Source organism: Moritella sp. F3 (assembly GCF_015082335.1).
Lineage (GTDB): Bacteria > Pseudomonadota > Gammaproteobacteria > Enterobacterales > Moritellaceae > Moritella.
In genome coordinates, this window is record NZ_BLRL01000030.1 from 1 (window position 1) to 1,316 (window position 1,316).

The 1,316-nt window shown below is 46.4% G+C and carries 1 rRNA gene (running past one end of the window); it reads left to right on the forward strand.

Annotation, left to right across the window (positions count from 1 at the left end):
* Positions 1–158 precede the first annotated feature (158 nt).
* A 23S ribosomal RNA gene (locus JFU56_RS22375) occupies positions 159–1,316 on the forward strand; it runs 1,259 nt beyond the window's last position.

The following is a 1,316-nucleotide window of genomic DNA, read 5'->3' on the forward strand; positions in this document are numbered from 1 at the left end:
TTGCTCTTTAAAAATTTGGAAAGCTGAATAAATAAAGAAGTTCTTAAAACACGTTGTTACTTCGGTAACAACAATGAAGTGTTCTTGAGTATTCTTGAGGCGAAAAAAACTAGATAATACCTAGTTATTTCAATTGTACGGTCTACTTTAGATTGTATGGTTAAGTGACTAAGCGTATACGGTGGATGCCTAGGCAGTCAGAGGCGATGAAGGACGTGTTAATCTGCGTTAAGCTGTGGGGAGTTGATAAAAAGCGTTAATCCACAGATTTCCGAATGGGGGAACCCACCTTACTAAGTAAGGTATCGTAACGTGAATACATAGCGTTGCGAAGCGAACCGGGAGAACTGAAACATCTAAGTACCCCGAGGAAAAGAAATCAATAGAGATACCCTTAGTAGCGGCGAGCGAACGGGGTCTAGCCCTTAAGCAGTTTGGAAGTTAGTGGAAGATTCTGGAAAGTTTCACGATACAGGGTGATAGTCCCGTACATGAAAACGACCTTACTGTGAAATCGAGTAGGACGGCACACGTGATATGCTGTTTGAATATGGGAGGACCATCTTCCAAGGCTAAATACTACTGACTGACCGATAGTGAACCAGTACCGTGAGGGAAAGGCGAAAAGAACCCCTGTGAGGGGAGTGAAATAGAACCTGAAACCGTATACGTACAAGCAGTGGGAGCAGACTTGTTCTGTGACTGCGTACCTTTTGTATAATGGGTCAACGACTTAATTTCAGTAGCAAGGTTAAGCGAATAGCGGAGCCGTAGGGAAACCGAGTGTTAACTGCGCGAATAGTTGCTGGGATTAGACCCGAAACCCGGTGATCTAGCCATGGGCAGGTTGAAGGTTGAGTAACATCAACTGGAGGACCGAACCGACTAATGTTGAAAAATTAGCGGATGACTTGTGGCTGGGGGTGAAAGGCCAATCAAACCGGGAGATAGCTGGTTCTCCTCGAAAGCTATTTAGGTAGCGCCTCGCGTCTAACTATTGGGGGTAGAGCACTGTTAAGGCTAGGGGGTCATCCCGACTTACCAACCCTTTGCAAACTCCGAATACCAATAAGTTCAATCGCGGGAGACACACGGCGGGTGCTAACGTCCGTCGTGGAAAGGGAAACAACCCAGACCGTCAGCTAAGGTCCCAAAGTGTATGTTAAGTGGGAAACGATGTGGAAAGGCTCAGACAGCCAGGAAGTTGGCTTAGAAGCAGCCATCTTTTAAAGAAAGCGTAATAGCTCACTGGTCGAGTCGGTCTGCGCGGAAGATTTAACGGGGCTAAACATACCACCGAAGCTACGGATGCAAGA